Below are 24,051 nucleotides of genomic sequence, written 5' to 3' on the forward strand. Positions count from 1 at the left end.
GGTGGGATCGAGGTGGGTCACACGTCGAGGACCGCGCCGTCGGGGAGCACCTCGACGCCGGCCTCGCGCAGCTTGGCGTGCTCGTCGGAGTCCGGGTCGAGCACCGGGTTGGTGTTGTTGAGGTGCGTGTAGATCCGCCGCACGCCGGGGTGGCGGCGCAGCTCGGGCAGGGTGTGCGTGATCGGCAGGTGCCCCATCGCGGACTGGCCGCCCGTCCGGCCGGTCGCCGAGCCCATCTCCGAGGGCGCGTAGAACGTGCCGTCCAGCAGCACCACGTCCGCCTCCGCGACCAGGTCGTCGAACCCCAGCGGCCACCCGGCCAGGCACGGCGCGTACAGCACGATCCCGCCGGTCGCCGGGTCGAACACCCGGTAGGCCATCACCCAGTGCCCGGCCACCGGCGACTCGCCGGCGTACCTCGGGCGCTTGCCGCTGACCGGGAACGCGGTCACCTCCAGCCCGCCCGCCAGCGCGAACGTCTGCTCCGGCTCGACCTGCCGCCACGTCCACTCGGCGTACTTGTCCAGCACCGCCCGCGCGTCGCCCAGCGCGTGCAGCACGGTCGCGGGCGCGTGCACCCGCAGCCCCACCGCGCCCCGCAACGTCAGCAGGCCCAGCGTGTGGTCCACCTCGGCGTCGGTGAACAGCACGCCGCGCACCGGGGTGTCGCGCGGTCCGGGGCCGGGGTCGAGCAGCGGCGTCGCGGTGATCTGGGCCCGGATGTCGGGGGAGGCGTTGAGCAGCCACCAGTCCTCGCCGTTCCCGCTCACCGCCAGGCAGTCCTGGGTCCGCGCGGGCAGCGCGCCCGCCCGCACCTTCGCGCACGGCCCGCACGCGCAGTTCCACTGCGGCACACCGCCACCGGCGGCCGTTCCGAGCAGCACGACCTTCACCGCGCCACCTTCCGCATCGTCAGCGCCGCCGGAGCCGTGGTCTCCGCGGCGAGGATCAGGTCCACCTCGGTGCGCCGAGGGGACAGCGAGCACACCGGGTCGGTGTTCGCCGCGTCGCCGGTGAGCTGGAACGCCTGGCACCGGCACCCGCCGAAGTCGATCTCCTTGCGAACGCACGACCGGCACGGCTCGCGCATCCAGTCGAACCCGCGGAAGGCGTTGAACGACCCCGACTCGTGCCAGATCGCGGCCAGCGGCCGGTCCCGGACGTTCTCCACCCCCAGGCCGTCGATCACGCCCGCCGCCGGGCACGGCAGGACGTCCCCGTTCGGCGCGACGGTGAGCTGTTGCGCGCCCCACCCGTACATGCACGGCTTGGGGTGCGCCTCGTGGTAGTCCGCGATCACGTAGACGATCTCCATCCGCGACCGCTCGCGGGCCGCTGCCACCACCGCGCCCGCCCGGTCGAGCTGGTCCCGGGTGGGCAGCAGGGCGGCCCGGTTGCGCAGCGCCCAGCCGTAGTACTGGGTGTTGGCCAGCTCCAGCCGGTCCGCGCCCATCTGCTCGGCCAGCTCGATGATCCCGGCCACGTGGTCGAGGTTGCGGCGGTGAAGGACGACGTTGACCGTCAGCGGCAGCCCCGCCTCGCCGATCAGCCGCGCGGCGGCGAGCTTGTGGTCGAACGCCCGGACACCGGCGATCAGGTCGGCGTTGGCGCGCACCGCGTCCTGAACGGACAGTTGCACGTGGTCGACGCCCCGGGAATGCAGGTCGGCCAACCGCGCGGCGGTCAGGCCCAGCCCGCTGGTCACCAGGTTCAGGTACCCGCCGAGCCCGGCGGCGTGGCTCACCAGCTCCGGGAGGTCCTTGCGCGCCAACGGTTCCCCGCCGGACAGGTGGAACTGGAGCACGCCCATGGCCCGCGCCTGGTCGAACACCGAGCACCATTCGGCGGTGTCGAGCTCGGCGTCCCGGCGCACCAGCTCCACCGGGTTCGAGCAGTAGCCGCACTGCAGCGGGCAGCGGTGGGTGAGTTCGGCGAGCAGCCCGAACGGTGCCTCAGCCATCGGTCACCACCACCTTGCGCGCGGTCAGCCGGGCGACGAGGTCGGCGACGTCCTCGGGCCGCACCCCGTCGAAGTCCTCGGCCAGCTTCGCCGCGATACCGGTGATCGTGGTGTGCCCGTCGCACAGCCCGACCACCGCCGCGGCGGTCTCGTTGAGCACCAGAACACCTTCGGGGAACAGCACTACGTGGCTCTCCCGGGTCTGGTCGTAAGAGGTCTTCACGCCCTTGCCGAGCCGTGGTGTCGCATCGAGATCGGTCATGATCGTCCTGTTGTCCGGTCGGCGCCGCCGACCGCGTAGTAGTCGACTGCGTCGAGGATCGCCCGCAGCACGTCGCACTTGAACGCCAACGCGGCCACCGCCGCGTCCTGGTGCTCCCTGGTCCGGCAGTTGCGCACCACCAGGTCCAAAGTGGACTTCCCCTCGCCCTCGATCACCTTCAGGCGCGTGGTGAAGTAGGTGAAGCCCTCCTCGGCGATCCAGGGGTACCGCTCCCGCATGTCGGCCAACCGGCGGGTCATCAGGCCGCGCGAGAACATCTCGGTGAGCCCGGACGCCACCGCCTCTACCCACGGTCTGGTGCGCGCGAAGGTCACGTAGGCGTCGACGGCGAACCTCGTGCCGGGCAGCACGTGCCGCTCGTCGAGCACCTCCTCGCGGGTCAGGCCCAGCGCTTCGGCCATCCGCAGCCAGTTCTCCGCACCGCCCTCGCCCGCGCGCTCGCCGTCGTGCCAGACGATCCGCTCCCGCCACTGCCGGCGGACGTCCTGGTCCGGGCAGTTGGCCAGGATCGCGGCGTCCTTGCGCGGGATGCAGCGCTGGTAGTACCACCGGTTCGCGGCCCACAGCCGGAGTTCGTCCTTGGACAGCTCGCCCGCGTGCAGCCGGAGGTGGAACGGGTGGCTGTCCCAGTAGCGGGAGGAGAGCGCCCGCAGCCGGGCGGTGAACTCCTCCTCGGTCGACGGCTCGGACATGCGCGCGCCTCCAGGGTCTCCGGTCTGCTTCGCGTCCGGCGAGTGCTGCCCCCACGCGGTTCCGCATCGGCTCGACGCGCCCACGTCTCGAATGGCGTGAGTGCGTCGGGTCGTGACTGCGTTGTTGCGAGTGCGTTGCGAGTGCGTTGGCGTGGGTGTGGTGGGCCGGTGTGGTGCGTGTGCATCCGTGTGAGCGTGGGCTTTTTGCACGGGCGTGGTGTGTGGGCAGGGTTCGTGGGACGTTGAGCTTCGGCCGCTGCTTGGGACGTGCTTTTGGCGTGGCGCTTGGGTGTGGTGCGTGGGGTCGTGCGTGGGGTGACGCTTGTGGGTGGTGCATGGGGTGGCGCGGTGTGATCGCACCACGTCGTGGCTCCGCCCGCGAGATCGCGCCCGGAGCCACGACGGAGGGCGTGCCGGCTCAGCCGCGCGCGGCGTACGCGGTGACTTCCATCGGCGTGTCGACGTCCCGGAAGTCCGGCTTGACCCAGGTGCGCTTCGGCTTCGGCGTCTTCTCGGCTGACATTGCGCGACTCCTCGGATTCGGTGTGTCTCTCCGTGGGTCGGCGGCGGAGTCCCCACGGTAGAGCGTTCGGGGGTGGATCCGCTAGAACGTAAGGAGGGTTGCCTAATCGAGTAGTGGTCTGTCCTCCGATGAATGTTGCCCGATTTGTGCGGGCGTGGTTGAGTCGTGGGGACCGCCGTTCCGCCGCCGTGACAGTGCGGACATGGAGGCAGCACATGCGCGCTCGTCTAGGCGTGGTCCTGGCCCTGGCGACACTGGGCGCGACCGTCGTCGCGCCCGCCCAGGCCGGCCCGGCGCAACTCGCGGTGCGAACGCTCGCCACCGGTCAGGCAGTCCCGTGGGACATCGGTTTCCTGCCCGACGGCAGCGGCATCTACACCGAACGCGACACGAAGAAGATCAAGAAGATCACCGGAACCACGGTGACGACCCTGCACACCGTGAACGAAGCAGTGCCCGGAGGCGAAGGCGGCCTGATGGGCATCGCGGTGTCGCCGACCTTCGCCAACGACAACACCGTCTACATCTACTACACGGCCGCCAGTGACAACCGGGTCTCCCGCCTCAAGATCGGCGGCGGGGCGCCGGAGCCGATCGTGACCGGCATCCCGAAGAACCGGTTCCACAACGGCGGTGGCCTGGAGTTCGGCCCGGACGGCCACCTGTGGGCGACCACGGGCGACGCGGGCAACACCGCCAACGCGCAGAACACGGCCTCGCTCGCGGGCAAGGTCCTGCGCTTCACCACGACCGGCGCGCCCGCGCCGGGCAACCCGTTCAACAACCGGGTGTACTCCTACGGCCACCGCAACCCGCAGGGCATCACGTGGGCCGGCGACCGGGCGTACGCGACGGAGTTCGGCAACAACCGGACCGACGAGCTGAACTGGATCCAGCTGGGCAAGAACTACGGCTGGCCGACGTGCGAAGGGCCGTGCAACGACACCAGGTTCGTGAACCCGGTGAAGTCGTGGCCGACCAGTTCCGCCGGACCTTCCGGCATCGCGCTGTACAAGAACGCCCTGTACGTCGCGAGCGTGACCGGTCGGCGGGTCTGGAAGATCCCGGTCAACGGGACCGAACTGGGCACGCCGGAAGCGGTGTTCACCGGCTACGGCCGGGTCCGGTCGGCGGCGGCGGCCCCGGACGGGACGCTGTGGCTGGGCACCTCGAACAGGGACGGTCGGGGCACCCCGGCCACCACCGACGACCGGCTGCTGAGCACCGACGGCTGAGTGCCGACGGCTGAGTGCCGACGGCTGAGTGCCGACGGCTGGGCAACGGCTGTCGGTGTGGAAGTCGAGTCTGGCCGGGTGTCCGCGGCGGCGGTCGCGGGCACCCGGCCCGTTCGGGGCCGTGCGTAGTGCGAGGGACGAACAGTCAGTTGAGTGCGGCGGGCATTCGGCGGAACTGTTCGAGGACGACGGGGTCCTGTAGTTGCATCCACTGGATGACCTCGGTGTAGGTGGCGCACACGGTCTCCTCGCGCACGCACACCTCCTCCATGAACTTCTCCACCGCCTCGCTGAAGGCGCCCCCGGCCCACTCGTTGAAGTGGTTGCCCACCACCAGCGGGGCGCGGTTGCCGTTGAGGGCGGCCTGGTAGACCGAGCGGTAGGTGTCCAGCACGATCCGGGCGTACTCGCCGGGCGGTCCGGGCTCGTCCTTCGCGCCGTTCAAGGCGTACCAGAGGTTGTAGTCCATCATCACGACCTGCCGCCCCAGCGCGGGCACCCGCACCTCGGGCAGCGGGAACTCCCACATGCCGCCCTGCACCGTCGGCCAGGTCACGCCCAGGCTCACGTGACTGGTGTCGTAGGCCAGGCCGTGCCCCCGCATGGACGGGAACGCCTGCCCCCAGTCGCCTTCCAGGCACGGCGTCCGGCCGCCGCGCACGGCCGCCGGGTCGAGGGTGAACCCCTGCGCGCGGGCCTTGTCCAGGATCGCGAAGAACTGGTCCAGCTCGCGGTCCCAGTCGGCGGTGGTCCAGCGGCCCACGCCCGGGTCGTCGCCCTGGCAGAAGTGGCCGTTGTAGTGGGTGCCGATCTCGTGCCCGGCGGCCAGCGCCTCGTTCAGGTAGGCGATCCGGTTCGCGACGTCCTGGCGGGTGCCGCCGAACTGGATCGCCGAGTACCCGGCGCGGTGCCCGGGACCGGCGTAGGTCGCCTTGTCGGCGTCCGGGACCAGGTAGACGCCGGAGAGCAGGCCGGTCACGTGCGCGCCGGTCCGCCGCGAGATCGGCAGCACCCGGTCCCAGTGCTCCTTGGACGCCGCCCCGTCGAACGAGAACAGCACGAACTGCGGCGGCTTCTCACCGGGCTGCATCCGCTTCATCCACTTCGGCGCGGTCGCCGGCGGTGGCAACGTGGGCGTGGGGGCGTTCGCGCTGGACGGCACGCGCGGCGCTATCGGCAGCGGCGCGGCCAGTTCGCCGACCTCCTCGGTGGGGCGGGGCTCCTGGGCGCCCTGGACGGCCAACACCGCCAGGACGAGGGCCAGCGCGATACCGGTGGTGATCAGACGCCTGCGCTTCACACAGGGGAAGACGACCCAGCGTGTCCGCCGGTTGCCTCTACGCGACGGGCGTGGCCACGACGACCTGGTTCTCCTCGTACCCGGTGTCGCCGCCGACCCACCGGCCACCGCAGGTGACCAGCGTCAGCCGGTGCTCGCCGCGCGGACCGAACAGCTCGACGGCCCGCTGGGGCAGTTCGTCCTTCCGCACCGTGACGACCTGGCTGATCTTGAAGCGGAAGGTCTTGCCCGCGGTGTCGACCACGGTCACCTCCTGACCGGCGGCGGAGCGCCACAGCTCGTCGAACGGGCCGGTCATGCCCTTCCAGTTGACGTGCCCGGCGAGCACCGTCGCGCCCTCGGCCGCGCCGAGGTCCACGCCCCACCAGGTCGCCTCGCCGACGCCCTCCGGGACGGGCAGCACGCCGTCCGCGGTGACCTCCTTGCGGACCAGGGTGGCGATGCCGCCCTGGGGCAGCTTCACCGTGCCGGGGGCCTGCACGGCCGGCGGCGGCGGCGGTGGGGGCTGCTCCGTCGTGGGCGCTGTCGGGCTGGAGGGCGGGTTGCCGCCCGCCGGCATCCCGGCCAGGTCGGTGCCGCGCCCGGACCTCATGCTGTCGCCGAGCGGGAACGGCACCACCGCGTCACCGGGCCGGGGCGCACCCCGGACGACCTCGGTGCCCGGGGAGAACACCAGCGCGGCGGCGACGAGGAGTCCCGCCACCACCGCGCCGGTCGTGATCGATCTGATGTCCGCTCGGATCACGGACGCACTGCCTCGGTCATGGGTGCACAGCCTCGGTCATGGGCGGGCGGCCGCCCTGCGGCGGACGAAGAAGCCGATGAAGGCCGCGCTGAGCAGCGTCAGGCCGCCGAACCCGACCAGCGCGCCGGTGTCGAACTCGGTGGTGAACGACGCGGTGGCCACCACGCCCGAGCCGTCGGAACCGGCCGGGATGGTGATCGGGACGATGGGTTTGTTGGGTTTGTTGGCGATCGCCAGCGCAAGCGTTTGCGCAGGCTCGACCTTGCCGCACGCCTTGGGCGGCGCGTTCGGGTCGAAGTTCTCCTCGTAGCCCTTCGGCGCGGCGACCTCGACGACGCAGATCTCCTGCGGTGTCCGCAGGTCCGGCACGGCGACCGTGCCGTCCTCGCCGGTCTGGAGCACGATCGGCTTGCCGTCCGGGCCGGTCAGCGGCGAGTCGTCCTGCTTGAGGGCGGGCTTGACGCCGTCCGGGCCGGTGACCCGCAGCGCCACGCCGGAGATCGCCTTGCCGGTCTCCGCGTCGGTCTTGCCGACCTTCACGATGCCCGGCTGGGTGCGGGCGGTGCCCGACGCCTCGGCCGCCAGCTTCTTCTCGCCGCCGGTCGTGACGATCCGCTGCGTGTCGGTGCTGCTGGGGACGTGCACGACGGGCTTGTCCGCCGGGCTGTCCAGCTTGACCTTGAACGTCGGCTTCACCCCGGTCGGGATGACCTTGACGTTGAGCGCCTTGCCGTCGGCCGGCGTCCGCAGCTCGACGGTCGTCTTGCCGTCTTCGAGGGTGGCCTGGTCGAGCTCGACGGTCACCGGCACGTCGGCGACGAACTTGCCGTCGGCCTTGGCGATGTTCACCGCCCAGTCGCCCGGGGAGCCGATCAGCTGCTCCTTCTCGGGCGCGATCACCTTCGCCGTCCACGGGCCGCGGTTCGCCTCGGCGTCGGCGCGGAGCCTGGTCACCGAGTCTCTGGCGGGCGCGGGCAGCGCGTCGAAGTGGAACTGCTCGTTGTAGGCGATGTGGCGGAAGTCGTTGTTCGGGTCGAGCGAGATCTTGCCGTGCGGGTACGCCGTCCACGAGTGCAGGAGGTGCGCCAGGGCGGCGGCCTCGTCCACGGACGGGTTGGTCGTGTAGCGGAGCAGGAGGTAGGAGATGTTCGCGGCGACGTCCGGGGCGAGTGCCTCGCCCGCCTTCGTGCGGAGTTCGTCGCCGGGCTTGTACTCCTCCGTGCTGTCGGGCGCGAGCAGCGAGTACTCGACGCACCAGACGTGCTTGCCCTGCCAGATGTAGGACCCGAGCCAGTCGGTGGTGCCGGGTTTGCCCCGGTACCCCTGGGCGGGTGTGGTGTAGCCGATGCCCTCCTGGACCTGGGCGTCGGATGTAGCGGGAACGGCGAGCAGGGCCACACCGGCGGCGAGCACCGCGCCGGCGAGTCGTCTCCACCCCATAGTTATGAACCTGACCCCTCGGGCATGTCCGGGAAGAGCGGCGGAAGAGCTTGCGGAAGAGCTGTCGCGAGCTTGCGGAAGAGCTGTCGCGAGCTTGCGGTGGAGCTGTGGTCGAGCTTTGCGGTGGAGCTGTGGGCGAGCTTGCGGTGGAGCTGTGGTGAGTGTCTCGGTAGAGCTGTGGCGAGTGTCTCGGGGGTGCGGTGTCGAGTGTCTCGGGAGTGCGTGGGCGAGCGGTGGGGAGTGTTGCGGGTCCCCGGGAAGAGTTGCCTGGGGCAGCCTTACGGGTGGGCTCCGCTGTGGACAAGCCTCCAGCGGGGTGGGCTTTCCGACTACGCTCCGCAGCGTGGGGTGTGGATTCGAGATCGACAGCCCGAGTAAAGTCAGTTTTACCCGACGGGAACCGATCGACTCGTGTGGTCGTTGAACCCCGTGACGGCGTCAAAACGCCACAGGAGGACGAGGTGCGTACCACCAGCAACCCCGCGTTCCGCAACCTGCCGACCAGCGGCGGTTCCGGGAGCTACGCGGGCTTCGGCCAGCCGTACGAGGCGCAGCAGTACGGCGGCTACCAGAGTGCGCCGCCGACCACCGGCGAGCGCCCCATCACCATCGACGACGTGGTCACCAAGACCGCGATCACCCTGGCCACGACCCTGGCCACCGGTTTCATCTCGGCGTGGCTGGTGCTCTCCGGCCAGGCCAAGCCGCTGACGTTGATGCTGCCGGGTCTGATCATCGGCCTGGTCGTGTCGCTGATCATCATCTTCAAGCGCACCCCGAGCGCGCCGCTGGTGCTGATCTACGCGGCGGCCGAGGGCGTGTTCCTCGGTGCGATCACCGGTGTGTTCGAGGGCATGTTCAAGGGCATCGCCTGGCAGGCCATCCTCGGCACGTTCGGCGTGTTCATCGCCATGCTGATCGTCTACAAGACGGGTGCGATCCGCGTCACGCCGCGCCTGACGAAGTGGATCATCGGCGCGACCGTCGGTGCCGCCGTGCTGATGCTCGGCAACCTGGTGCTCGGCCTGTTCGGCGTGAACGTGGGCCTGCGCGACGGCGGGACGCTCGCCATCGTGTTCAGCCTCGTGGTGATCGGTATCGCGGCGTTCAACTTCCTGCTGGACTTCGAGGCCGCCAACGAGATGATCCGCTCGGGCGTGCCGGCCAAGTGGGCCTGGTGGGCCGCGTTCGGCCTGATGACCACGCTGGTGTGGCTGTACCTGGAGATCCTGCGCCTGCTGTCCTACCTGCAGCGCGACTGACCTGCGGGGTCTGGTTGCACGGAGGGCGTCCGGCTTGTGCCGGGCGCCCTCTTTCGTGTGTCGTGGCGCGCCGGTTGTGGCGGGTGGCGCGCCGGGCCGTGTAGGTGACGCGCGGATCTGTGGATCGGTTGAGTGCCGGCCGTGCCGAGCCGCGCCGCGCCGGGTGTCGAGCCGAGCCGCGTCAGGGGGGAAGCGCTGAAGGAAGCAAAGCGAAAAGAGTCCTCGCCGGACGGGCGAGCCGCCAAGGATGACGGGCAGTGCGGTGGGCGTCGTGTCATCCCCGTATGGCCCGGTCGGAGACAACCACCCTTGAGCAGGTAGTGCAAGCGAAGGGCGTGCTTGCACTACCTGCTCAAGCGCGGTTCGCTGGCGCGCGGGCCACACGGGGATGACACGACGCGGTGGGGCGGTTGTTCGCTTCAGTCCCGCCATGTGTTTCCCGCTGTTGTCGGGTCTTCCTTCGGCAGTTCCGAGCCGACCTTGATCAGGCAGGGCACGCACAACGGGCCGTTGGGTTCTCGCAACAGGTGTTCCGGGGGGACCGAGTGCGTGCACGCGGCCTCGAAGTACGCCTCTGACGGCTGGGTTGACGGGAATGCGTGGCACAGCGAGTCGTACCCGCTGTGCCACCACACGTACGGCATCTGGTGTCGACCTCCACTACTCATAGGTAGGGACGTCGGCTCGGGCTCGTTGTGACGCGTGTCAGCTCAACCGCTCGATCACCATCGCCATGCCCTGGCCGCCGCCGACGCACATGGTCTCCAGGCCGAACTGCTTGTCGTGGAACTGCAGCGAGTTGATCAGGGTCGTGGTGATCCGCGCACCGGTCATGCCGAACGGGTGGCCGACGGCGATCGCGCCGCCGTTCACGTTCAGCCGGTCCAGGTCGATGCCCAGGTCGCGGTACGACGGGATGACCTGCGCGGCGAACGCCTCGTTGATCTCGACCAGGTCGATGTCGCCGATCGACAGGCCGGCGAGGGCCAGGGCGCGCTTCGACGCCTCGACCGGGCCCAGGCCCATGATCTCCGGCGACAGCGCGGACACGCCGGTCGACACGACGCGGGCCAGCGGGGTGATGCCGAGTTCCTTCGCCTTGGTGTCGCTCATGACCACCAGGGCCGCCGCGCCGTCGTTCAATGGGCAGCAGTTACCGGCGGTGATCCTGCCGTCGGGGCGGAACACGGGCTTGAGGCCGGACACGCCCTCGTAGGTCACGCCGGGGCGGGGGCCGTCGTCGGTCGACACGACGGTGCCGTCCGGGAGGGTCACCGGGGTGATCTCGCGGGCCCAGAAGCCGTTCGCGATGGCCTTCTCCGCCAGGTTCTGCGACCGGACGCCGAAGTGGTCCATGTCCTCGCGGGTCACGCCCTTCGCGAGGGCCAGGTTCTCCGCCGTCTGGCCCATGGCGATGTAGACGTCCGGGACGTCGCCGGTCGTGCGGGGGTCGGTCCAGCCGGTCGCGCCCTGCTCGGCGGTGGCCTTCGTGCGGGCCTCGGCGTCGGCGAAGACCGGGTTGTGGGTGTTGGGCCAGCTGTCGGAGCTGCCGCGCGCGAAGCTGGACACGGTCTCGACGCCGGCGCTGATGAAGACGTCGCCCTCGCCCGCCTTGATCGCGTGCAGCGCCATCCGGGTGGTCTGCACGCTGGACGCGCAGTACCTGGTCACGGTGGTGCCGGGCAGGGTGTCGTGGCCCGCCAGCACGGACACCACGCGGCCCAGGTTGAAGCCCTGTTCGCCGCCCGGCAGGCCGCAGCCGAGCATCAGGTCGTCGATGTCGTGCGGGTCGAGCTGCGGCACCTTCGCCAGCGCCGCCTTGAGCACCTGCACGGTCAGGTCGTCGGCCCGGACGTCCTTGAGCGAGCCCTTGCCCGCGCGTCCGATGGGCGACCTTGCTGCGGAGACGATGACGGCCTCAGGCATTACGGAACTCCTTTGTTTCGCCGCAACGTTGCCTTGAGCCTAGTTAACGCCTGTTCAGCCCGGCTACCACTCGTGACGCAGGTCGTCGTGGTGGGTGAGCACCGCTTCGTACAGCGGGGCCAGCAGGATCGACGTCGCGGCCTCGTAGCCGGCGGCGCTGGGGTGGAACTGGTCGCGGCTGAAGTAGTCCCGGCTCCGGGTGGTGAACTCGGCGGCCAGGAGGTCGCCGAGCGCGACCGGGACGCCGCCGGCGTCGAGGACCGCTTGGCGCTGGGCCCTGGCGAGCCGGTGGCTGTACTCACTGGCGACCGCGCGCAGCGGCTGCCCGATGGGGCGGATGGCTCCCAGGTCGGGGCACGTCCCGACGACCACGCCGATGCCCGCGTCGCGCAGCCTGGCCGTCTGGGTGCCCAGGGTGGCCGCCGACCTCGGGATCGGGGTGCGGGTGGTCACGTCGTTCGCGCCGATGATCACCAGCGCCACGTCCGGCGGGTCGGTGACCACGCGGTCGACCTGAGAAGGCAGGTCGTCGGTCGTCGATCCGCTGATGGCGTAGGTCTCCAGGCGGATCGGGGTCGCGGTCTCCTCGGCGAGTGCCCGCGCCAGCAGGACGCCGGGCAGTTCCTCGGGGGTGTCCACGCCCAGCCCGGCGGCCATCGAGTCGCCCAGCACGGCGAACCTGATGGGCCGGCCCGGGTGGTCGCCGTAGACGCCGTCGGCGCGCAACGGGGGCGCGTCGGGCACGCCGATGATCACCCGCGCCCGCCTGGACTGCGTCGTGAACAGGGCGTACGCCACGCCGGTCAGTCCGCCCGCCGCGAGGCCCGCCGCCGCGATGAGCCGCCACCACTTCACCCCGGTCACCCTAGGGCGGATCGGCCACCAGGACGCGCGGGCCGCGCCCGTCCGCGAGTCGCGCGGGCCGGGCGCCGCAGCAAGTACGCTCGGTCCGTCATCTCGCACGGTGGGAAGGGACCTTCGGTGGAGTACGTCGAGAGCGTCGTCGACCTGGTCGGCAACACGCCGCTGGTCAAGCTGAACGCGGTTGCCGAGGGGCTCCGGCCGCTCGTCCTGGCCAAGGTCGAGTACCTCAACCCGGGTGGCAGCGTGAAGGACCGGATCGCGCTGCGGATGGTCGAGGCCGCCGAGCGCTCCGGCGAGCTCAAGCCGGGCGGGACGATCGTGGAGCCCACCTCGGGCAACACCGGCGTCGGCTTGGCGCTGGTGGCCCAGCGCAAGGGCTACAAGTGCGTGTTCGTCTGCCCGGACAAGGTCAGCGTGGACAAGCGCAACGTGCTCAAGGCCTACGGCGCCGAGGTGGTGGTGTGCCCGACGGCCGTCGCGCCCGAGCACCCCGACTCCTACTACAACGTCTCCGACCGGCTGGTCGCCGAGATCCCCGGCGCGTGGAAGCCCAACCAGTACTCGAACCCGGAGAACCCGGCCAGCCACTACCACGGCACGGGCCCGGAGCTGTGGCGGCAGACCGAGGGCCGGATCACCCACTTCGTGGCGGGCGTCGGCACCGGGGGCACGATCTCCGGCACCGGGCGCTACCTCAAGGAGGTGTCCTCGGGCGCGGTGCGGGTGATCGGCGCGGACCCGGAGGGCTCGGTGTACTCCGGCGGCTCGGGTCGGCCCTACCTGGTCGAGGGCGTCGGCGAGGACTTCTGGCCGGCGGCCTACGACCGGACCGTCTGCGACGAGATCGTGCCGGTGTCGGACAAGGACTCGTTCGACCTCACCCGCCGGCTGGCCCGCGAGGAGGGCCTGCTGGTCGGCGGCTCGTGCGGGATGGCGGTCGCGGCGGCGCTGCGGGTCGCGGAGAAGTGCGGGCCCGACGACGTGGTCGTGGTCCTGCTGCCCGACGGCGGGCGCGGCTACCTGTCGAGCGTGTTCAACGACAAGTGGATGGCCCAGTACGGCTTCCTGTCGCCCGACACCTCCGGCGCGACGGTCGGCGACGTGCTGCGGCGCAAGGACGGCACCATGCCGGACCTGGTGCACGGGCACCCGAACGAGACGGTGGCCGAGGCGGTGGCGATCATGCGCGAGTACGCCGTGTCGCAGATGCCGGTGGTCAACGCCGAGCCGCCGGTGATGGCGGCCGAGGTGGCCGGCGCGGTCAACGAGCGGGACCTGCTCGACGCCCTGTTCACCGGCAAGGCGCAGCTCACCGACCGGCTCGAGGCGCACATGTCGTTCAAGCTCCCGACCATCGGTTCCGGCGAGTCGATCAGCGCCGCGATGCAGGCGCTGTCGGCCGCGGACGGGGCCCTCGTGCTCGACGACGGCAAGCCGGCGGGCGTGGTTACCCGGCAGGACATCCTGGGTTTCCTCGCCGGACGCTGATCACGACGCATTGGCCGGTTGCCCGTGGCGGACGTGGTCTTATCCGCTAGCGTTGGCCCCCGACTCATACGCCTACGGCCCACGCCAAGGGGGTTGGACACTCCGATGAACGCTCCGCAGCCGCCCGAGAACCAGCAATTCGGCGGCCAATACCAGCAGGAGCAGGGGCAGGGCGCCCAGCCCCCGAACGCCGACGCGACCCAGGTCGTGCCGAGCGGTGGCTCCAGCCCCGCGTTCCCGCCCCCGGAGGCGACCCAGGTCGTGCCCTCCGCAGGTCAGCAGCAGGGCGGCAACCCGGACGCGACGCAGGTCGTGCCGCCGGGTGCGACCCAGCAGCCCTACGGCCAGCAGCAGCCGCCGTCGGCGTCGGGCGGGTTCCCGGCCCAGCCGGCCTCCGGTGGGTTCCCGGCCCAGCAGCCGCCCGCGTACGGGCAGCAGCAGGCGTACGGCCAGCCGCAGCAGTACGGGCAGCCCCAGCAGCCGCCGGCCTACGGCGCGCCGCAGGCCAACCCGTACGCCCAGCAGCAGAACCCGTACGGCCAGCCGCAGGCCAACCCGTACGCGCAGCAGCAGCCCCAGCAGCAGGCGTGGGGCGGGCAGCCGGCCTACGGCCAGCCCGCGTTCGCCGCGCCCGCCGGCGGGTACGCCGAGTGGGGCACGCGGGCGATGGGCGCCCTGGTCGACTACGTGGCGCCTGGTGTCGTGGTCGGCCTCCTGGTCGGCGTCGGCGCGATCGTCGGCGAGCCGACGATCGCGCTGCTGCTCAGCGGCGTGGGCTACCTGGCGCTGCTCGGCTGGCTCATCTACAACTCGTGGTACCTGGCGGGCACGACGGGCCAGTCCTACGGCAAGAAGATCGCGAAGATCAAGCTGATCAAGGAGGAGACCGGGCAGCCGATCGGCTTCGGCAACGCGTTCGTCCGGCACCTCTGCCACTTCGTCGACTCGCTGCCCTGCTACGCGGGCTGGTTCGCGCCGCTGTGGGAGGTCAAGAAGCAGACCTGGGCGGACAAGATCCTCGGCACGATCGTGGTCAACGCGCCGGACACCGGGATGCCCGGCGGCGGCGGGATGCCCGGCGGCTACCCCGGTCAGCAGCCCAACCCGTACGGCCAGCCGCAGCAGGGCTACGGCGCGCCGCAGGCCAACCCGTACGGTCAGCCCCAGCAGCAGAACCCGTACGGCCAGCAGCAGCCGCCCCAGTGGTGACGAGCGGGTGGAGTTCGTGGTGAGCCGGCCGGTCGAGACCCCTCGACCGGCCGTTCTCGTCCGGGCCGACACCGCGGGCGGCGGCCGGCACTGCTCCCTTAGGCTGAGTCCATGACGGACACCGGCCACTACGGTTTCGCGACCAGGGCCATCCACGCCGGACAGGACCCGGACCCCACGACGGGCTCGGTCATCGTGCCCATCCACGCCACCTCGACCTACGCCCAGGACGGCGTCGGCGGGCTGCGCGGCGGCTTCGAGTACTCGCGCACCGGCAACCCCACCCGGACCGCGCTGGAGGAGTGCCTGGCGGCCCTCGAAGGCGGCCGGCACGCCCGCGCGTTCGCCTCGGGCATGGGCGCGACCGACGCCGCCCTGCGCGCCCTGTGCCGTCCCGGCGACCACGTGGTGATCCCGAACGACGCGTACGGCGGCACGTTCCGCCTGATCGACAAGGTGTTCGGCCTCTGGGGCGTGGAGCACACGCCGGTCGCGCTGTCCGACGTGGACGCGGTGCGCGCGGCGATCCGCCCGAACACCAAGGTCGTCTGGATCGAGACCCCGACCAACCCGCTGTTGAACATCGCCGACATCGCCCTGCTCGCCCAGGTCGCGCACTCCGCCGGCGCGCGGCTCGTGGTGGACAACACCTTCGCCTCGCCGTACCTGCAGAGCCCGCTCGCGCTCGGCGCGGACGTGGTGCTGCACTCGACCACCAAGTACGTGGGCGGCCACTCCGACGTCATCGGCGGCGCGCTGGTCACCTCGGACGACGAGCTGGACGCGGCGTTCGGCTTCCTGCAGAACGGCGCGGGCGCGGTGCCCGGCCCGTTCGACGCGTGGCTGACCCTGCGCGGCATCAAGACCCTCGAACTGCGCATGGAGAAGCACTCGGACAACGCCGAGCTGGTCGCCGAGGCGCTCCAGCGGCACCCGCGGGTGCAGTCGGTGATCTACCCCGGCCTGCCCGAGCACCCCGGCCACGAGGTCGCGGCCAAGCAGATGCGCCGGTTCGGCGGGATGGTCTCGTTCACCGTGGCGGGCGGCGAGGAAGCGGCCCTGCGGGTCTGCTCGCGCACCCGGCTGTTCACGCTGGCCGAGTCGTTGGGCGGCGTCGAGTCGCTGATCGAGCACCCCGGGAAGATGACCCACGCCAGCACGGCCGGTTCGCTGCTGGAGGTGCCGGCCGACCTGATCCGGATCTCGGTCGGGATCGAGTCCGGGGACGACCTGGTGGCGGATCTGGTGCAGGCCCTCGACTCGGTCTGACGGCGGAGGCTGCGGCTGCGGCTGTTCGGTCGCTCGCTCTGCCGGGCTGTGGGGTCCGGCAGGGCGAGCGGGCCCTGGGCCCTGGCGGGTGTGCGGGGGCCGGGCGGGTCAGCGGGTGTGCGGGGGCCGGGTGGGTCAGCGGCCGAAGCGGGCGGCGGAGCGTTCCTTGGCCTTGGCGGCCTCCACCTCGCGGTCGCGCGGCGGGGCCTTGGTGACCAGGGCTTCCAGCAGGGTTCGGGTGGCCTCGGCGACCGCTTCCACGGCGGCGTCGAACGCCTCCTGGTTGGCCGCGGACGGGTTGGTCGACCCGCTCACCTTGCGCACGTACTGGACCGCCGCCGCGTGGACCTCGTCCTCGGTGGCGGGCGGTTCGAAGTTGTGGAGCACCCGGATGTTTCGGCACATGGGTCCACTATCGCCGATGTCGGGCGGGCGTGCGGCCTGGTCAGGGCTGCACGGCGTAGCGGACGTTGTCCAGCTTCGGCACGGCGGGCAGGTCCTTGCCGTCGACGCAGCCGCCGACCAGCTCGAACGAGCCGTCGGTGTGCTGGACGAACCGGCCCGTGTCGGCGCAGTCGTCCGCGTGCGCCACGGTGAAGAAGGCCGCGCCGGTCAGCGCCACGGCCGTGGCCACCGCTGCGACGAGCGGGAACACCGTGGTGACCCGTCGTGCGAGCGCCATGCCACCTCCCCGGGTGAGTGCTGCGTGAAATGTCCCCCGGACCGAGCGTACCGGTAGCACCGGGTCCGGTGAGCGACATCGTCCGGGTTCGGAAAAAGGAGGAGGGCCGGCCCGGGGTACCGGACCGGCCCTCGTCGGCACCGCGTCAGAGGTTGCCCCGACGCTCCTGCTCGCGCTCGATCGCCTCGAACAGGGCCTTGAAGTTGCCCTTGCCGAAGCCCAGCGAGCCGTGGCGCTCGATGAGCTCGTAGAAGACCGTCGGCCGGTCGCCGATCGGCTTGGTGAAGATCTGCAGCAGGTACCCGTCCTCGTCGCGGTCGACCAGGATCTTGTGCTGCTTGAGCACCTCGATCGGCACCCGCACCTCGCCGATGCGGGCCCGGAGCTCGGGGTCGTCGTAGTACGAGTCCGGGGTCTCCAGGAACTCGACGCCGGCCGCGCGCATGGCGGTCAGCGTGGTGACGATGTCGTTGGTGGCGAGCGCGATGTGCTGCACGCCGGCACCCTCGTAGAACTCCAGGTACTCGTCGATCTGCGACTTGCGCTTGGCGACCGCGGGCTCGTTGAGCGGGAACTTCACCCGGTGGTTGCCGTTGGACACCACCTTGCTCATCAGCGCCGAGTAGTCGGTGGCGATGTCGTCGCCGATGAACTCCGCCATGTTCACGAAGCCCATGACGCGGTTGTACCACTCGACCCAGTAGTCCATCTTGCCGAGCTCGACGTTGCCCACGCAGTGGTCGACCGCCTGGAACAACCGCTTCGGCGCGCCCTCGGGGCGGACGACGGTGCTCTCCCGGGCCTCGTAGCCGGGGAGGTAGGGGCCCGTGTAGCGGGACCGGTCGACCAGGCTGTGGCGGGTCTCGCCGTAGGTGGCGATCGCGGCCCGGCGCACGACGCCGTGCTCGTCCTCGACGTCGTGCGGCTCTTCGAGCACGGTGGCGCCCTGGGCGCGGGCGTGCTCGACGCACTTGTCGACGTCGGCGACCTCCAGTGAGAGGTCCACCACGCCGTCGCCGTGCTTGCGGTGGTGGTCGAGCAGCGGGCTGTCGGGGGCGACGCCGCCGTTGATCACGAACCGCGCCGACCCGGACTTGAGCACGAAGGACTTGTGGCCCCGCTGCCCGGTCTCCGGCCCGGCGTACGCGACGAGCTGCATCCCGAAGGCGACCTGGTAGAACCACGCGGTCTGGGTCGCGTTGCCGACCACGAAGACCACGGCGTCCATGGAGCGGACGGGGAACGGGTCCCGCGTCCCGTCGTAGTCGACCAGACCCACGAGTTGGCGGAGCTGGTCGTAGCTCACGTCGTCAAGCTGCTGCGTCATGGCTCACAGCATGTGTCGAGTGGGCAGGATGAGCAACAGTCTGGTTTTCCACTGGTCAAGTTGTACAGTGTTTCATGGTCTTTGACGGACAAGCTGAACACTCTGACCAGGCCGTGGACGGGTTGGACGCCCGACTGCTCCTGCTGCTCACCGACGAACCCCGGCTCGGCGTGCTGGAGTGCTCGCGCCGGCTGGGCGTGGCGCGCGGGACGGTGCAGGCGCGGCTGGACCGGCTGGTGGCCCGGGGCGTGCTCACCGGGTTCCCGCCCGCGCTGGACCTGGCCGCGATGGGCTACGGGCTGACCGCGTTCGCCGTGCTGGAGATCGCGCAGGGGCGGCGGCAGGAGGTGTCCGACGGGCTCGCGGCGATCAACGAGGTGTGCGAGGTGCACGCGACCACCGGGCAGGGCGACCTGTTCGTCCGGGTGGTGGCGCGGTCCAACGCCGACCTCCAGCAGGTGATCGACTCGATCGTCGACGTGCCGGGCGTGCAGCGGCTCTCGACGTCCATCGCGCTGTCGACGCCGGTGCCGCCGCGGGTGCGCCCGCTGCTGGAGCGCATCCGGTGAGGGCCGGGACGTGAAGGTCGACACAGCGGAAGGGCGGCCACCTCGCGTCGGTGGCCGCCCCTCGCTGGGTCGGTGGGCTAGCCCGCGTAGGGCACGGCCTTGATGAGCGTCACCTTCTGGACGCTGCCGTTGGGCAGTTCGTACTCGCGGGTCTCGCCGTCCTTGGCGCCGTTGAGGGCCTTGCCCAGCGGGGAGGAGGGGGAGTAGACCTCCAGCGCGCCGTGCGCGCCCTCTTCCCGGGTCGCGAGCAGGAACTCCTCGGTCTCGTCGTCGCCTTCGTAACGGACGGTGAGCACCATGCCGGGGGCGGCCACACCGGCGACGGTGGGCGCCTCGCCGACCTTGGCGACCCGCAGCAGCTCCTGGAGCTGGCGGATCCGGGCTTCCTGCTTGCCCTGCTCCTCGCGGGCCGCGTGGTAGCCCCCGTTCTCGCGGAGGTCGCCCTCTTCGCGGCGCGCGTTGATCTCCGCAGCAATGACCGGGCGATTCTCGATCATCTCGTCCAGCTCTCCCTTGAGCCGGTCGTAGGCCTCCTGGGTCAGCCAGGTCACCTCAGTGTCGCTCACGGTCACCAACTCCTCGTCTTGCTCCAGGCCCACGCGGTGGGCTGGTAGTTCCCGGACGCACGCACCCGGAACGGAAAAACACGGCCCACGCCGGGGCCGTGCTGAAAGGCCAGAGTAACACGTCCACAACGTTCAGCTACGGCGTTTTGTTCCCGAACGGGACGGCAAACCCGCAGATCACCCGCTTGGCCGCTACCTCGTGGACAGGTAAGCCGGGACCTGGTAGGAGCAACCGAACACCTCTCCGGTGGTCGGTTCTTTCGACGTCCGGACAACCGTCGTCGCATAAGCGGTGGAAGGGCCGGGGGGAACGAGCACCTCGCGCCGGCCGGCCTCGTCGCCGTCGTCGGACCGGGCCCGCACGACGCACACGACGGGCTGCTCCGGCGTCTCGCGGACCACCTCGAAGGTGACCTCCACGGACCGCCCGTCCAGGATCTCGAACGCGGTCTGCTTGGCCTCGACCGGCTTGGTGCCCAGGTTCTTGAACCCGACCCACGCGACGACCGCCCCGACCAGCACGGCGACCACGGGCAGTGACCACCTGGCCCACTTCGGCAGGGTGCGACGCGGGGAGCCGTACCGACCCTCGGGCAGTGCCACTTGCCGACGCCTTCCTGCCCGTGGGGAACAATGTCCATCGAAAACCACGTTGAGTGTCGCAGGGGCCGTGGGGGCTCTGTCCGGCAGGGCCAAGGAGGAGCACCACCGTCATGGTTGAGACGCTGCGCCTGATGGCGGTTCACGCGCACCCCGACGACGAGTCGAGCAAGGGTGCCGCGACGATGGCGCGCTACGTGGCCGAGGGCCACGAGGTGATGGTCGTGACCTGCACCGGGGGTGAGGCGGGCAGCGTGCTCAACCCCGCCATGGACCGCCCCGAGGTGCTCGCCGACATGGCCGGGATCCGGCGCGGGGAGATGGCGCGGGCCGCCGAGATCCTCGGGGTCTCGCACCGGTGGCTGGGCTTCGTCGACTCGGGCCTGCCCGAGGGCGACCCGCTGCCGCCGCTGCCCGAGGGCTGCTTCGCGCTCGTGCCGCTGGAGGAGTCCGTGCCGCCGCTGGTCGAGGTGATCCGCGAGTTCCGCCCGCACGTGATCGTCACCTACGACGAGAACGGCGGCTACCCGCACCCGGACCACATCCGGTGCCACGAGGTGTCCGTGGCGGCGTTCGACGCGGCCGGCGACCCCGAGCGGTACCCGGAGGCCGGCGAGCCGTGGCAGCCGCTGAAGCTGTACTACTCGCACGGGTTCTCCCGCGCCAAGCTGCTGGCCTTCCACGAGGCGCTGACCGCCGCCGGCCAGGAGTCGCCGTACGCGGAGTGGCTCGCGGGCTGGGGCTCCGACAAGCCGGACGTGATCGAGCGCGTCACCACGAGGGTGGAGTGCGCCGACTACTTCCCGCAGCGTGACGAGGCCCTCAAGGCCCACGCCACGCAGATCGACCCGACCAGCCGCTGGTTCGCCGTGCCGCTGGAGGTCCAGCGCTCGGTGTGGCCGACGGAGGAGTACGAACTGGCGCGCTCGCTGGTCGACAGCACGTTGCCCGAGGACGACCTGTTCGCGGGCGTGAGGGAGAAGGTGACGGCGTGAACCCGGTCCCCTGGGACCAGACGACGGCGATGGTGCTGGTGCAGCCCTCGACCACCAAGGACAAGGACCCCGGCGGGCAGCAGGAGGACTTCGGCAAGTCCTCCCCGCTCGGGCTGATGATCCTGGTGCTGTTCTTCATCGCGGTGTTCTTCCTGGTCAAGTCCATGAACAAGCACTTGAAGAAGCTGCCGGCCTCGTTCGACCCGCCGGCCGAGCCCGCCGCGGTGACGGCCGAGAAGGGCCCCGGCGAACCGGGGGACGAGCCCGCCGACAAGCCGGCCGACCGGGGCTAGCGCTCGTACCAGGTGCGGCGGGCGGGCACCGAGACCAGCTCGCGCTCCGGGTAGCGCAGCGCGGTGAGCCGGCCGCCGAACGCGCAGCCGGTGTCCAGGCAGAGGGTCCCGTTCACCCAGCGGGGCTCCTCCACCGGCGTGTGTCCATAGAGGACGGTCGCCGCGCCGTGGTACTCCTCCGCCCACGGGTGGCGGACCGGGAAGCCGCGCTCGTCCACCTCGCCGGTGCTCACGCCCCACAGCGCCAGGCTGCGCGTCCGGGCCGATTCCACGCCGTGGAAGCGCTCGGGCAGGCCCGCGTGCGCGATGACCAGCCGGCCGCCGTCCAGGACGTAGTGCGGCACCAGGGCGTCGCAGAACTCCAGCACCTCCCGGCGGAACCCCGGGGTCTCGTCGGCCAGCTGCGCCAACGACCGCTCCAGGCCGTGGTTGGCCTTCACGTCCCGGCCCTTGAGCGCGCGGACCAGCTTGTCCTCGTGGTTGCCGCGCACCGAGTACGCGGTGCCGGCCCGCACCATGCCCATCACCAGTCGCAACACGCCCGGGGTGTCCGGACCCCGGTCGACCAGGTCGCCGAGGAACAGCGCGGTGCGGCCCTCCGGGTGGTGCGCGCCGTCCGGCCGCACCTCGTAGCCCAGTTCGCGCAGCAGGTCCGCCAGTTCGGTGTGGCAGCCGTGCACGTCGCCGATCGCGTCGAACGGCCCGGTCAGCCGGCGCAGGTCGTGCGGTTCCCGCGTCGGGGGGTCGTGGGGCAGGGTGTCGACGATCTCCATGCCTCCAGTCTGCTCGACCGGTCCGGGTTCCGGACGGGAATTACTGTGGTGCCATGACGAACCGGCTCGCGTCCGCGACCAGCCCGTACCTGCTCCAGCACGCCGACAACCCGGTGCACTGGCACCCGTGGGGGCCGGAGGCGTTCGCCGAGGCGCGGGAGCGGGGTGTGCCGGTGCTGCTGTCGGTCGGGTACGCGGCCTGCCACTGGTGCCACGTCATGGCGCACGAGTCGTTCGAGGACGCGGTGACCGCCGAGTACATGAACGAGCACTTCGTGAACGTCAAGGTGGACCGCGAGGAGCGGCCGGACGTCGACGCCGTGTACATGGCGGTCACCCAGGCGTTGAGCGGGCACGGCGGGTGGCCGATGACGTGCTTCCTCACCACGGCCGGCGAGCCGTTCTACGCGGGCACCTACTACCCGCCCACGCCCCGGCCCGGGATGCCGTCGTTCCGGCAGGTGCTGGAGGCGATCACGCACGCGTGGCGCGAGCAGGGCGACGAGGTGCGCGAGTCGGCCGCGAGCATCGTGTCCCAGTTGGCGTTCAAGCCGCTGCCGCAGTCCACTGTGGACGCGGACGTGCTGGACGGCGCGGTGGTCTCGCTGCTGGGCCACTTCGACCGCGCCAACGGCGGGTTCGGCGGCGCGCCGAAGTTCCCGCCGTCGATGGTGCTGGAGTTCCTGCTGCGCGACCACGAGCGCACCGGGTCGGTGGAGGCGCTGTCCATGGTGCGCGCCACCTGCGACGCGATGGCGAACGGCGGGCTCTACGACCAGCTCGCCGGCGGGTTCGCGCGGTACAGCGTCGACGCCGGGTGGGTGGTGCCGCACTTCGAGAAGATGTTGTACGACAACGCCTTGCTGCTGCGGGTGTACACCCACCTGAGCCGGCGCGACCCGGCCGAGCGGTACCGGGCGGTGGTGCGCGAGACCGCCGAGTTCCTGCTGCGCACGTTGGGCACGCCGCAGGGTGGGTTCGCCGCCTCGCTGGACGCCGACACCGACGGCGTCGAGGGCTCCACCTACGTGTGGACGCCGGCGCAGCTGGCCGACGTGCTGGGTCCGGTCGAGGGCGCGCGGGCCGCCGTGCTGTACGGCGTGACGGAGGAGGGGACGTTCGAGGACGGCGCGTCGACGTTGCGGCTGCTCGGCGACCCCGACCCGGAGATCGCCGGGAAGCTGCTCGCGGTCCGGGAGCAGCGCCCGCAGCCCGGCCGTGACGACAAGGTCGTGACCGCGTGGAACGGGCTCGCGATCGCCGCCCTGGCCGAGGCCGGCTCGGTGTTCGGCGAGCCGCGCTGGGTGGTGGCCGCCGAGCGCGCCGCCGACCTGCTGCTCGACGTGCACCTGGTCGGCGGCCGGCTGCTGCGGACCTCGCGCGACGGCGTGGCCGGCACCGCGGCCGGCGTGCTGGAGGACTACGGCTGCTTCGCCGACGGCCTGCTCGCCCTGCACCAGGCCACCGGGTCGCAGCGGTGGCTGACCGTCGCGTGCGAGTTGCTGGACACCGCGCTGGCCCGCTTCGCCGGTGCCGAGCCCGGCGTGTACTACGACACCGCGGACGACGCGGAAGCGCTGGTGCAGCGGCCGTCCGACCCGTCGGACAACGCGAGCCCCGCCGGCGCGTCGGCGCTGGCGTCCGCGCTGCTCACCGCGTCCGTGCTGGGCGCGCCCCGGCAGGCGGAGTACCGGGCCGCCGCCGAGGCCGCCGTGACCCGCGCCGGTCTGCTGGCCGCCCGCGAACCCCGGTTCGCCGGGAACTGGCTGGCCGTCGCCGAGGCGCTGGCGCTGGGCCCCGTCCAGGTGGCCGTGGTCGGCGAGTCCCCGGAGCTGACCTCGACGGCGTGGCGCGACGTGCACGGCGGCGGCGTCGTCGTGGCCGGCGAGCCCGGCTCGGCCCCGCTGCTGGCCGACCGGCCCCTGGTCGACGGCGCGGCGGCGGCGTACGTGTGCCGCGGCTACGTGTGCGACCGCCCGGTCACCACCGCCGACGAACTGGCCACCGCCCTGCACCGGTAGCGGCTCCTTGACCTGTTCGGGCAGAGGTG

The 24,051-nt window shown here is 71.4% G+C and carries 24 protein-coding genes and 1 pseudogene; 9 read left to right on the plus strand and 16 right to left on the minus strand.

Going from position 1 to position 24,051, the window contains the following annotated elements; translation table 11 throughout:
* Positions 1–17 precede the first annotated feature (17 nt).
* From pqqB to pqqA, 5 genes are all read right to left on the minus strand, one after another.
* Positions 18–893 carry a pyrroloquinoline quinone biosynthesis protein PqqB gene (pqqB, locus tag BN6_RS03765; RefSeq protein ID WP_015098205.1) on the minus strand — a complete coding sequence of 292 codons (876 nt, stop codon included), beginning with the start codon at positions 891–893 and terminating at the stop codon, positions 18–20.
* A complete protein-coding gene (gene pqqE / locus BN6_RS03770; RefSeq protein WP_015098206.1) occupies positions 890–1,960 on the minus strand; it encodes a pyrroloquinoline quinone biosynthesis protein PqqE in 1,071 nt (356 codons plus the stop codon). Before pqqE ends, pqqB begins: the two co-directional genes overlap by 4 nt.
* Positions 1,953–2,222, minus strand: a complete 270-nt coding sequence (gene pqqD / locus BN6_RS03775) for a pyrroloquinoline quinone biosynthesis peptide chaperone PqqD (RefSeq protein WP_015098207.1) — start codon at positions 2,220–2,222, stop codon at positions 1,953–1,955. Before pqqD ends, pqqE begins: the two co-directional genes overlap by 8 nt.
* On the minus strand, positions 2,219–2,935 hold the full coding sequence (gene pqqC / locus BN6_RS03780) for a pyrroloquinoline-quinone synthase PqqC (RefSeq protein WP_015098208.1): 717 nt from the start codon (positions 2,933–2,935) through the stop codon (positions 2,219–2,221). The genes pqqD and pqqC overlap by 4 nt, the downstream gene beginning before the upstream one ends.
* 418 nt (positions 2,936–3,353) lie before the next feature.
* Entirely contained in the window at positions 3,354–3,458 is a 105-nt protein-coding gene (gene pqqA / locus BN6_RS42880; protein ID WP_015098209.1) for a pyrroloquinoline quinone precursor peptide PqqA, read from the minus strand.
* A 215-nt stretch (positions 3,459–3,673) separates the two neighbouring features.
* Between pqqA and BN6_RS03785 the strand changes: the two genes are divergently transcribed.
* Positions 3,674–4,693, plus strand: coding sequence for a PQQ-dependent sugar dehydrogenase (locus tag BN6_RS03785; RefSeq protein WP_015098210.1), 1,020 nt, complete (start codon positions 3,674–3,676; stop codon positions 4,691–4,693).
* Between the two features lie 145 nt (positions 4,694–4,838).
* Here the strand turns inward: BN6_RS03785 and BN6_RS03790 are convergent, their stop codons facing one another.
* Genes BN6_RS03790 through BN6_RS03800 form a run of 3 tightly spaced genes read right to left on the minus strand, consistent with a single transcriptional unit; the run spans position 4,839 to position 8,178 of the window.
* Complete coding sequence (locus BN6_RS03790; protein WP_015098211.1) at positions 4,839–5,993, minus strand: polysaccharide deacetylase family protein; 1,155 nt, start codon at positions 5,991–5,993, stop codon at positions 4,839–4,841.
* 37 nt (positions 5,994–6,030) lie between these two features.
* Positions 6,031–6,738, minus strand: a complete 708-nt coding sequence (locus BN6_RS03795) for a class F sortase (RefSeq protein ID WP_015098212.1) — start codon at positions 6,736–6,738, stop codon at positions 6,031–6,033.
* 36 nt (positions 6,739–6,774) lie between these two features.
* A complete protein-coding gene (locus BN6_RS03800; RefSeq protein WP_015098213.1) occupies positions 6,775–8,178 on the minus strand; it encodes an MSCRAMM family protein in 1,404 nt (467 codons plus the stop codon).
* Between the two features lie 461 nt (positions 8,179–8,639).
* On the opposite strand from BN6_RS03800, the gene BN6_RS03805 reads away from it, so the two are divergent.
* Positions 8,640–9,440, plus strand: a complete 801-nt coding sequence (locus BN6_RS03805) for a Bax inhibitor-1/YccA family protein (protein ID WP_015098214.1) — start codon at positions 8,640–8,642, stop codon at positions 9,438–9,440.
* A gap of 705 nt (positions 9,441–10,145) precedes the next feature.
* Here BN6_RS03805 and BN6_RS03810 read toward each other — a convergent pair.
* Positions 10,146–11,366 carry an acetyl-CoA C-acetyltransferase gene (locus tag BN6_RS03810; RefSeq protein ID WP_015098216.1) on the minus strand — a complete coding sequence of 407 codons (1,221 nt, stop codon included), beginning with the start codon at positions 11,364–11,366 and terminating at the stop codon, positions 10,146–10,148.
* A 63-nt stretch (positions 11,367–11,429) separates the two neighbouring features.
* Positions 11,430–12,221: an SGNH/GDSL hydrolase family protein gene (locus tag BN6_RS03815; RefSeq protein ID WP_015098217.1), complete on the minus strand. Its 792-nt coding sequence runs from the start codon at positions 12,219–12,221 to the stop codon at positions 11,430–11,432.
* Between the two features lie 126 nt (positions 12,222–12,347).
* Between BN6_RS03815 and BN6_RS03820 the strand changes: the two genes are divergently transcribed.
* From BN6_RS03820 to BN6_RS03830, 3 genes are all read left to right on the plus strand, one after another.
* A complete protein-coding gene (locus BN6_RS03820; RefSeq protein ID WP_041311843.1) occupies positions 12,348–13,718 on the plus strand; it encodes a cystathionine beta-synthase in 1,371 nt (456 codons plus the stop codon).
* A gap of 105 nt (positions 13,719–13,823) precedes the next feature.
* Positions 13,824–14,927, plus strand: a complete 1,104-nt coding sequence (locus BN6_RS03825; RefSeq protein ID WP_015098219.1) for an RDD family protein — start codon at positions 13,824–13,826, stop codon at positions 14,925–14,927.
* Positions 14,928–15,038: 111 nt separating this feature from the next.
* Positions 15,039–16,196: a cystathionine gamma-synthase gene (locus tag BN6_RS03830; RefSeq protein ID WP_015098220.1), complete on the plus strand. Its 1,158-nt coding sequence runs from the start codon at positions 15,039–15,041 to the stop codon at positions 16,194–16,196.
* A gap of 135 nt (positions 16,197–16,331) precedes the next feature.
* Here the strand turns inward: BN6_RS03830 and BN6_RS03835 are convergent, their stop codons facing one another.
* From BN6_RS03835 to hppD, 3 genes are all read right to left on the minus strand, one after another.
* A complete protein-coding gene (locus BN6_RS03835) occupies positions 16,332–16,601 on the minus strand; it encodes a DUF2277 domain-containing protein (RefSeq protein WP_015098221.1) in 270 nt (89 codons plus the stop codon).
* Positions 16,602–16,641: 40 nt separating this feature from the next.
* Positions 16,642–16,878 (minus strand): hypothetical protein, encoded by a 237-nt coding sequence (locus tag BN6_RS03840; protein WP_015098222.1) that lies wholly within the window; start codon positions 16,876–16,878, stop codon positions 16,642–16,644.
* 145 nt (positions 16,879–17,023) lie between these two features.
* Positions 17,024–18,205, minus strand: coding sequence for a 4-hydroxyphenylpyruvate dioxygenase (gene hppD, locus BN6_RS03845; protein ID WP_015098223.1), 1,182 nt, complete (start codon positions 18,203–18,205; stop codon positions 17,024–17,026).
* 74 nt (positions 18,206–18,279) lie between these two features.
* On the opposite strand from hppD, the gene BN6_RS03850 reads away from it, so the two are divergent.
* Positions 18,280–18,774 carry an Lrp/AsnC family transcriptional regulator gene (locus BN6_RS03850; protein WP_015098224.1) on the plus strand — a complete coding sequence of 165 codons (495 nt, stop codon included), beginning with the start codon at positions 18,280–18,282 and terminating at the stop codon, positions 18,772–18,774.
* A gap of 77 nt (positions 18,775–18,851) precedes the next feature.
* On the opposite strand, the gene greA is transcribed toward BN6_RS03850, so the two are convergent.
* Both greA and BN6_RS03860 read right to left on the minus strand, forming a co-directional pair.
* On the minus strand, positions 18,852–19,349 hold the full coding sequence (greA, locus tag BN6_RS03855) for a transcription elongation factor GreA (protein ID WP_085983579.1): 498 nt from the start codon (positions 19,347–19,349) through the stop codon (positions 18,852–18,854).
* Positions 19,350–19,532: 183 nt separating this feature from the next.
* Positions 19,533–19,943, minus strand: coding sequence for a DUF4307 domain-containing protein (locus tag BN6_RS03860; protein WP_015098226.1), 411 nt, complete (start codon positions 19,941–19,943; stop codon positions 19,533–19,535).
* Positions 19,944–20,053: 110 nt separating this feature from the next.
* Between BN6_RS03860 and mca the strand changes: the two genes are divergently transcribed.
* The gene (mca, locus tag BN6_RS03865; protein ID WP_015098227.1) at positions 20,054–20,935 is read left to right on the plus strand and encodes a mycothiol conjugate amidase Mca; all 882 of its coding nucleotides are present in this window, start codon (positions 20,054–20,056) and stop codon (positions 20,933–20,935) included.
* 29 nt (positions 20,936–20,964) lie between these two features.
* Entirely contained in the window at positions 20,965–21,228 is a 264-nt protein-coding gene (locus tag BN6_RS03870) for a hypothetical protein (protein ID WP_041315996.1), read from the plus strand.
* Positions 21,229–21,230: 2 nt separating this feature from the next.
* On the opposite strand, the pseudogene BN6_RS03875 reads toward BN6_RS03870, so the two are convergent.
* Positions 21,231–21,953: pseudogene (locus BN6_RS03875) on the minus strand (metallophosphoesterase); the annotation flags it as partial.
* Between the two features lie 101 nt (positions 21,954–22,054).
* Here BN6_RS03875 and BN6_RS03880 point away from each other — a divergent pair.
* Entirely contained in the window at positions 22,055–24,022 is a 1,968-nt protein-coding gene (locus tag BN6_RS03880; RefSeq protein ID WP_015098230.1) for a thioredoxin domain-containing protein, read from the plus strand.
* Positions 24,023–24,051: the final 29 nt, after the last annotated feature.

It is taken from the genome of Saccharothrix espanaensis DSM 44229, from assembly GCF_000328705.1.
Taxonomy (GTDB): domain Bacteria; phylum Actinomycetota; class Actinomycetes; order Mycobacteriales; family Pseudonocardiaceae; genus Actinosynnema; species Actinosynnema espanaense.